The sequence below is a fragment of the Sphingobium sp. genome, assembly GCF_049304695.1.
In the GTDB taxonomy this organism is placed as follows: Bacteria; Pseudomonadota; Alphaproteobacteria; order Sphingomonadales; family Sphingomonadaceae; genus Sphingobium.
Window position 1 is genome coordinate 113166 of record NZ_JBAQOK010000061.1, and the last position, 7149, is coordinate 120314.

General features: G+C 60.0%; 9 protein-coding genes. 5 read left to right on the forward strand and 4 right to left on the reverse strand.

Annotated features, from left to right (window positions below):
- Positions 1 to 15 precede the first annotated feature (15 nt).
- Positions 16 to 1512 (reverse strand): alkaline phosphatase, encoded by a 1497-nt coding sequence (locus tag WA070_RS10355; protein ID WP_422633888.1) that lies wholly within the window; start codon positions 1510 to 1512, stop codon positions 16 to 18.
- A gap of 142 nt (positions 1513 to 1654) precedes the next feature.
- Here WA070_RS10355 and WA070_RS10360 point away from each other — a divergent pair, with 142 nt between their 5' ends.
- From WA070_RS10360 to arsH, 5 genes are read left to right on the forward strand one after another with little or no spacing between them, the layout of a single operon-like run.
- Entirely contained in the window at positions 1655 to 2008 is a 354-nt protein-coding gene (locus WA070_RS10360; protein WP_422633889.1) for an ArsR/SmtB family transcription factor, read from the forward strand.
- Positions 2005 to 2526, forward strand: coding sequence for an arsenate reductase ArsC (locus WA070_RS10365; protein WP_422633890.1), 522 nt, complete (start codon positions 2005 to 2007; stop codon positions 2524 to 2526). The genes WA070_RS10360 and WA070_RS10365 overlap by 4 nt, the downstream gene beginning before the upstream one ends.
- A complete protein-coding gene (gene arsC / locus WA070_RS10370; protein ID WP_422633891.1) occupies positions 2523 to 2966 on the forward strand; it encodes an arsenate reductase (glutaredoxin) in 444 nt (147 codons plus the stop codon). Before WA070_RS10365 ends, arsC begins: the two co-directional genes overlap by 4 nt.
- A complete protein-coding gene (arsB, locus tag WA070_RS10375; protein ID WP_422633892.1) occupies positions 2963 to 4036 on the forward strand; it encodes an ACR3 family arsenite efflux transporter in 1074 nt (357 codons plus the stop codon). The genes arsC and arsB overlap by 4 nt, the downstream gene beginning before the upstream one ends.
- Positions 4033 to 4803: an arsenical resistance protein ArsH gene (gene arsH / locus WA070_RS10380; protein WP_422633893.1), complete on the forward strand. Its 771-nt coding sequence runs from the start codon at positions 4033 to 4035 to the stop codon at positions 4801 to 4803. The genes arsB and arsH overlap by 4 nt, the downstream gene beginning before the upstream one ends.
- Positions 4804 to 4828: 25 nt before the next feature.
- Here arsH and WA070_RS10385 read toward each other — a convergent pair whose 3' ends face one another.
- The 3 genes from WA070_RS10385 to WA070_RS10395 form a co-directional block, all read right to left on the reverse strand.
- Positions 4829 to 5005, reverse strand: a complete 177-nt coding sequence (locus WA070_RS10385; protein WP_422633908.1) for an Arm DNA-binding domain-containing protein — start codon at positions 5003 to 5005, stop codon at positions 4829 to 4831.
- A gap of 396 nt (positions 5006 to 5401) precedes the next feature.
- Positions 5402 to 5896 carry a hypothetical protein gene (locus tag WA070_RS10390; RefSeq protein WP_422633894.1) on the reverse strand — a complete coding sequence of 165 codons (495 nt, stop codon included), beginning with the start codon at positions 5894 to 5896 and terminating at the stop codon, positions 5402 to 5404.
- 55 nt (positions 5897 to 5951) lie between these two features.
- Positions 5952 to 6995 (reverse strand): IS110 family transposase, encoded by a 1044-nt coding sequence (locus tag WA070_RS10395; protein WP_037478651.1) that lies wholly within the window; start codon positions 6993 to 6995, stop codon positions 5952 to 5954.
- Between the last annotated feature and the right edge of the window lie 154 nt (positions 6996 to 7149).

A 7149-nucleotide genomic window follows, 5' to 3' on the forward strand; every position in this document is an offset into this window, starting at 1 on the left:
TGCCTAGTGGCGAGGCTATTCGGATGTCGGCCCCGCGAGCGCCTCGCGCATGATGTAATAAAGGCTGTGCTGCTCGATCGTGCCCTTGACCAGATGCGCCATCGGCCCTGATGCGCGGGCCAGTACATCCTCGCCGCCATGCGTTTCTGATCCCAGCGGCACCAGCGCCTGCTGGCGATAATCGAGCGCCGTCGTGTCGGTCTGGAGCGGATCGGCGCGTGGTGTGTCGATCGTCGCGCCCGGACCATTGGCGTAGCCCAGCGTCGTATAGCCTTTGCCATCCTTCGCCTTGAGCGCCTGACCGCCATTGGTCACCGTACCCAGGATCGGGTTGCCGCGACCGGGGTAGCCGCTGATCGCGAAGGTGTGGCTATGGTCAGCGGTTGCCAGCACGAGCGTATCTGTGCGGTCGGTCATCTCCATCGCGACCTTGACTGCCTCGTCCATGGCGATGGTGTCCTCCAGCGCCCGCCGGGCATTGCCAGCATGATGCGCGTGGTCGATCCGGCCACCTTCCACCAACAGGACATAACCCCTTTCGCGGCTGCCCAGCATGGTGATTGCCGCGCGGGTCATATCCACCAGCGAGGGCTCTCCGCCAGTGTCCTTTGTGCGATCGGCTTCATATTGCATATGGTCCGGTTCAAAGAGGCCGAGCAGGCGCGAGGTTTTGGCGAGATCGACTTTGGCAAAGGCGTCGCTGTTCCAGACATAGGCACCACGCGGATTGCGCTTGCGCCACTCTTTCGTCAGGTCGCGCCGATCGGTACGCTTGCCCTTGCCATCGGCATATTCAGGGTCGCGGCTGGTCGTCGGCAGAAAGTTGGCGCGACCGCCTCCCAGGATCAGGTCGAGCCGCGAACCGACATCGCCCTCGATCATCTGCCGGGCAATGTCGATGCAGCCCTGCGCGCGAGCGTCGGCGGACAGGTCGCCATCGGCTTCCCAGTCGCGCTGGGCGGTGTGGGCATAGGTGGCGGCAGGCGTCGCATGGGTGATGCGGGCGGTGGAGATCACGCCGGTCGCCTTGCCATGCGCCTGAGCGAAGCCGAACAGTGACGGCAGTTCGTGCGCCTTGCTGCCGGCGCAGTCATTTTCCGGCACTTCGGGGCCGACGCCGATGACACCGTTGCGGGTCTTGACGCCGGTCATGATCGCCGTGGCGGTTGGTGCCGAGTCCGACACCTGCCCGTCGTGCGAGTAGGTCTTGACCAGCGCGGTGTTGGACAGGCGGTCCATGGCGGAGACGAAGGATTCACCATCCACGCCCTGCCGCTGCCCCTGATGGATGCGCGCTGCGGTCAGGGTGCTGACGCCCATGCCGTCGCCGATGAACAGGATGATGTTGCGCGCCTTGCCGATCACCGGTGCATCCGCCTTGATACGCTCCAGTTCGGCCACTGCCTGCGCGCGATAGGCGTCCGTCGTCGTGGCGTGCTGGGCCAGCGCCGGACCTGCGGTGATGAGTAGCGCAACGATGGAAGCGCAAGCGAAACGGCGGGCAGCCAGCATGAAAGGTCTCCTTTAGGAAAATCTCCTTCCACGCGATGATGACAGAGAGACTACATGATTCGATATTTTTGCGTTTCTCGAAATATCATTGACGGACGTCTTGTGGGACCATAATTCGACGATGATCGAATCGAGGGTAGCAATGGATCAGGATAAAGCTGTCGCCGCGCTTGCCGCGCTGGCACAGGATACACGGCTTTCGGTGTTCCGCCTGCTGGTGAAGGCCGGTCCCGATGGCATGATTGCGGGCGCGCTTGCGCAGGCAATGGATGTGCCGCCGTCCACCATGTCCCACCATCTGGCAAAGCTGGAGCAGGCCGGACTTGCCACCTCATGGCGGACGAGCCGTCTTATTCACTATGCTGCGGACTATGCCGGGATGCAGGCGTTGCTCGGCTTTTTGATGGCCGATTGCTGTCAGGGCGATCCCCAGATGTGCGACAGCCTTCTTTCATCCATCCGTTGCGATGCCGTTTCCCAGGGAGCCTCAGCATGACCGACAAAATCTATAACGTCCTGTTCCTGTGTACCGGCAATTCGGCCCGTTCCATTCTGGGCGAGGCGTTGATGAACAAGCTGGGCGAAGGCCGGTTTCGCGCCTGGAGTGCGGGCAGCCAGCCCAAGGGCGAAGTCCACCCCATGGCGCTGTCAGTGCTTTCCGGGCTGGGCTTCGAGGTCGGCGGGATGCGCTCGAAAAGCTGGGACGAGTTCGCCGTGCCGGGTGCGCCGCAGTTCGATTTCATCTTCACCGTCTGCGACAATGCGGCAGGCGAGACCTGCCCGGTGTGGATCGGCCATCCGATGACCGCGCATTGGGGCATCGAAGATCCTGCGGCGGTCGAGGGCGAGGGGCAGCGCGACGCATTCCTTCAGGCGCTGCGCTTTCTGCAGAATCGCATCGCCCTGTTCCTGGCACTGCCGCTCTCCAGCCTCGATGACATGGCGACCCGCCGCAAGCTCAAGGAAATCGGACAAAGCGACGGCGCCAGCAACAAGGTGGGAGCGGACCTATGACACAGGACATCATCATCTATCACAACCCGGAATGCGGTACGTCGCGCAACACGCTGGCTATGATCCGTAACGCGGGGATCGAACCGCATGTCGTGGAATATCTCAAGACGCCGCCATCGCGCGCCATGCTGGAAAGCCTGATTGCGCGTGCCGGGATCGCCCCCCGCGCCCTGCTGCGGGAAAAGGGCACGCCCTTCGCAGAACTGGGTCTGGATGATGACAGCCTGTCCGCCGCCGCGCTGATCGATGCGATGATGGCGCATCCGATCCTCATTAACCGCCCCCTGGTGGTGTCGCCGCTGGGCGTGAAACTCTGCCGCCCTTCCGAAGCCGTGCTCGACCTGATCCCGGCGGCCCAGCAAGGCGCCTTTGCCAACGAAGATGGCGAGCAGGTCGTGGATGCCGCCGGCGCCCGTATGGTTGACCGCGCGCGGCCATGACGGCACCGGCAAAACCAGAGCGGCTCTCGTTCCTCGATCGCTACCTCACCTTGTGGATTTTCCTGGCCATGGCGCTTGGCGTCGGCCTGGGCACGAGCGTCGAGGGGCTGCCGCAAGCGATTAACGGGTTGTCATGGGGCACGACGAACATCCCGATCGCCATCGGCCTTATCCTGATGATGTATCCGCCGCTTGCGCGGGTGCGCTATGAAGAACTGCCGCGCGTGTTCGAGGACAGGCGGGTGCTGGCGATATCGCTGATCCAGAACTGGATCATCGGGCCGGTGCTGATGTTCGCGCTGGCGGTTATCTTCCTGCGGGATCAGCCGGAATATATGACAGGCCTGATCCTGATCGGCCTTGCCCGCTGCATCGCCATGGTCATCGTCTGGAACCAGTTGGCCAAGGGCGACAATCAATATGTCGCGGCGCTGGTCGCGTTCAACTCGATCTTCCAGATCCTGTTTTTCAGCGTCTATGCCTGGTTCTTCCTCGCCTTCCTGCCGCCGCTGTTCGGGCTGGAGGGCAGCGTCATCGACGTCAGCTTCTGGACGATAGCACAGGCCGTGCTGATCTATCTGGGCGTTCCGTTCCTGGCGGGATATCTGACCCGCAAACTGTTGGTCAGGGCGAAAGGCGATGAGTGGTATGAAGGTGTATTCCTGCCAAGGATCGGTCCCGTGACGCTGATCGCCCTGTTGTTCACGATCGTCGCCATGTTCAGCCTGAAGGGCAACGAGATCGTCACGTTGCCCGGCGATGCGATCCGCATCGCCATCCCGCTGACCATCTATTTCGTCGTGCAGTTCACGATCAGCTTCTTCATGGGCAAGCTGATCGCAAGCGACTATCCACGTACCACGGCGGTAGCCTTTACGGCGGCGGGGAATAATTTCGAGCTGGCGATCGCGGTCGCCATTGCCGCGTTCGGCCTGGCTTCTCCAGTTGCCTTCGCAGCGGTGATCGGTCCGCTGGTGGAGGTGCCGGTGCTCATCCTGCTGGTGAACGTCGCCTTCTGGTTTGGGCGGCGCTGGTTCCCGGATACGGTTCCTGCGAGAGATCGGGCATGACCATGAAGGAACATAGCGCAGATCTCGCCGCCTTTCACTATCTTCGTACGCTAACGGATGCCGATGAACTGCCCGCACTGCACAAGGATTATGCGTACCACCGTCCGGCGCTCGGCCTTGCCGAACTGGATCCGCCGCCCCGTATCCTGCTTCTCTACGGATCGTTGCGGGATCGGTCCTATTCGCGGCTCGTCGTCGAGGAGTCCGCGCGCCTGCTGCAATATTTCGGGTGCGAGACGCGCGTCTTCGATCCGCGCGACTTGCCGCTGCCCGATCAGGTCGCTGGTGACGATCATCCCGCCGTCCATGAATTGCGTGCCCATTCGCTCTGGTCGGAAGGCCAGGTCTGGTGCAGCCCGGAACGCCATGGCCAGATCACCGGCATCATGAAGGCGCAGGTCGATCATCTGCCGCTCGCTTATAAAGGGCTGCGGCCGACGCAGGGACGGACGCTGGCGGTCATGCAGGTGTCGGCGGGATCGCAATCGTTCAACAGCATCAATACGCTACGTGTCCTTGGACGATGGATGCGGATGTTCACGATCCCCAATCAGTCCTCCGTCGCCAAGGCCTATGAGGAGTTCGACGAAGCGGGGCGGATGAAGCCGTCGGCCTATTATGATCGTATCGTCGATGTCGTGGAGGAACTTGTCCGGTTCACCATTTTGCTACGCCCTCATGCAGACCAACTGGTCGATCGCTACTCGGAACGCAAAGAACGGGACGAACCTGTCGTTACGCATGTCGAAAAGGCAGGACTTGCATAACGACCACGATCATCGATGCGCACCATCACGCGCCTGGCACCCCGCAAGCGCCGAGAACGATAACGCGGGTTTGATGCCGCCCCACCTCGGGCCACGCGCCGAAATAGAGCGTCTTCTGTCGATCGAGATACCGGTAGTTCATGCGCCAGAGTTTCGTACCGTTCGTCTGGACGGCGAGATACAGCCCATCGGCGTCGGCCAGTTTATAGGCCTTATCCCGGGTTTGGCGTTGGTGATCTGGATATGATTCAGTGCCATGATGGTGCCAGCTCTAAAGGGGCTCTCCAGCACCATCAAAAACACCATCAATCTGATGGTGCTGTCGATGGATTCGGGTGGATGAGCCCGGATTTAATTTGGCGATTTTCACTGAAAAAAAGCTGTAAAACCAGCTGCTTGCTGGACCTTCCCGGACGTCGCCGGAAAGGTCTCTGGTGCCAGAAGAGGACTCGAAGTCAGAATTTACCCAATTGTTTTAAAATCTTAGTCGTCGAAAATGCTTTATGTCGATACCCTCAATTGTACCCGCAAGCAAAAAAGCAGCAAGGTTCGATGCCCATTTTCGCCGTTCTGACAATTTTTTTATATCTGTCTGCGTCTACCATAATCCACTGCAATTTGAACATTGCGAATGTGAATATCTGCATATTAGCCATTGCTTCGGCGCGACCTTGGGGGCGCTCGCGACCAGCTTAAGCCATTTACGGCCCGAGCGTGAATAACCGCTTCGGCCGGAACCTGCCATCAGCGTTTTATTGAGCGGTCCGGCGAGAGTGCGCCATTTGTCGCCGTCCAACGGGTAATACCAACCTGCATTGATCATGACCCACGCGCCCATTTGCGGCGTCCGATTGTCATGATGCGCCATATGTGGACGGCCCCCTCCCTGCAAGATTTGGCAGATAATATTGATCGGATCGCTTGCGTTCATATGTCCGGCCTGTGGGTGCGTTCGCACATGAACGCTGGCCAAGATGGTTTCCGCGACACGAGTTCCAAACAAGGCTGCGACCTGCAACGGCCACTGGCGCATACGGGCTATCACGCGTCTCGGATCGATCGATCCACCATCTGCTGTTTCTTGCAAGTTCACGCATCAGTTCAGGATGGTAGCTCTGACTGTCCGCTCACCATCGCTGCCTGATCTCTTATGCCGTGCATTTCAACTCTGATAGCACGACGCTTTTTCGATAAGTTTCGCCGGTGGCCATCATTTTCCAAGCGATCCGCGCAATTTTGTTCGCCAATGCCACGGCCACCAGCTTGGGCGGCTTGCGTTTGAGCATGGAGAGCAGCCAGGGCGTGGCATTTTTTCCGCTTCCATCCCTGACACGTCGAAGCAATGATGTGGCCCCGACCACCAGTATACTTCGCAATGCTTCGTCGCCAGCGCGCGTGATAACGCCCTGCCTTGCTTTGCCGGCGGTTGAGTGATCCTTCGGGGTCAGGCCTAGCCAAGCTGCAAATTGACGCCCCGACGCGAAGAGTTCCGGGGCGGGCGTTTTCATCATGAGAAGCGATGCGCCAATCGGCCCGACGCCTGGAATTTGGGCCAGGCGTCGGCTGCACTCATTTTTGCGGTGCCATGCTAGTAGCTTTGCCTCGACGTCTTCAAGCTGCCGTTCCAACTGTTGGTATTCGCTGGCGTGCAACGCGAAGAGTTCGCGTGCCAATGTCGGAACGGTCTCATCGGTTGCAGTGCGTTCGAGCAGCGGCTCGATCTTGTATATGCCCTTGGCTGTGGTTAGTCCGAACTCGGCAGCGTAGCCGCGGATCGCATTGGCGAGTTGGGTTCTGCTTCTCACCAGCCTGTCGCGCATTCCGACCAGCATTAGCGCTGCCTGCTGTTCTGCGGTCTTTACCGGCACGAAGCGCATTGTCGGGCGGCTCATGGCCTCGCACAGCGCCTCGGCATCGGCGGCATCATTCTTGCCGCGCTTCACGTACGGCTTTGCCAATTGTGGTGCGATCAGCTTCACCTCATGACCGAACGAGCCCAGCAGGCGGGCCCAATGATGTGAGGCGCCGCACGCCTCGATGGCGACCACCGTTGACGGCAGCTTCTGGAAGAAGTCGATCATTTCCTTGCGTCGCAGCTTCTTGCGCAAAATCGGCTGTTCCGCTGCATTCACACCGTGCAGCTGAAAGAGATGTTTTGACGTATCCATGCCAATGCGGATAATCTGTTCCATGGGCGGTCTCCTTCGATTGAGATCTAACCTCTCTTATTCACGACGCTCGGTTTCGGGCCCGCTCTGGGCATTTGCTGCGGCTGGCTGTATTGCGCGGACGACCGGCATCGCTGGCGTTTGTTTCACCGCATTCGGATTGATGGGCTTTTCGGGT

What these genes read in the sequence shown, in the direction of transcription:
- WA070_RS10395 (WP_037478651.1), bottom strand. Translation starts at nt 6,995, where the DNA reads ATGGAACAGATTATCCGCATTGGCATGGATACGTCAAAACATCTCTTT.
- WA070_RS10360 (WP_422633889.1), top strand. Translation starts at nt 1,655, where the DNA reads ATGGATCAGGATAAAGCTGTCGCCGCGCTTGCCGCGCTGGCACAGGAT.
- WA070_RS10355 (WP_422633888.1), bottom strand. Translation starts at nt 1,512, where the DNA reads ATGCTGGCTGCCCGCCGTTTCGCTTGCGCTTCCATCGTTGCGCTACTC.
- arsC (WP_422633891.1), top strand. Translation starts at nt 2,523, where the DNA reads ATGACACAGGACATCATCATCTATCACAACCCGGAATGCGGTACGTCG.
- arsB (WP_422633892.1), top strand. Translation starts at nt 2,963, where the DNA reads ATGACGGCACCGGCAAAACCAGAGCGGCTCTCGTTCCTCGATCGCTAC.
- WA070_RS10365 (WP_422633890.1), top strand. Translation starts at nt 2,005, where the DNA reads ATGACCGACAAAATCTATAACGTCCTGTTCCTGTGTACCGGCAATTCG.
- arsH (WP_422633893.1), top strand. Translation starts at nt 4,033, where the DNA reads ATGACCATGAAGGAACATAGCGCAGATCTCGCCGCCTTTCACTATCTT.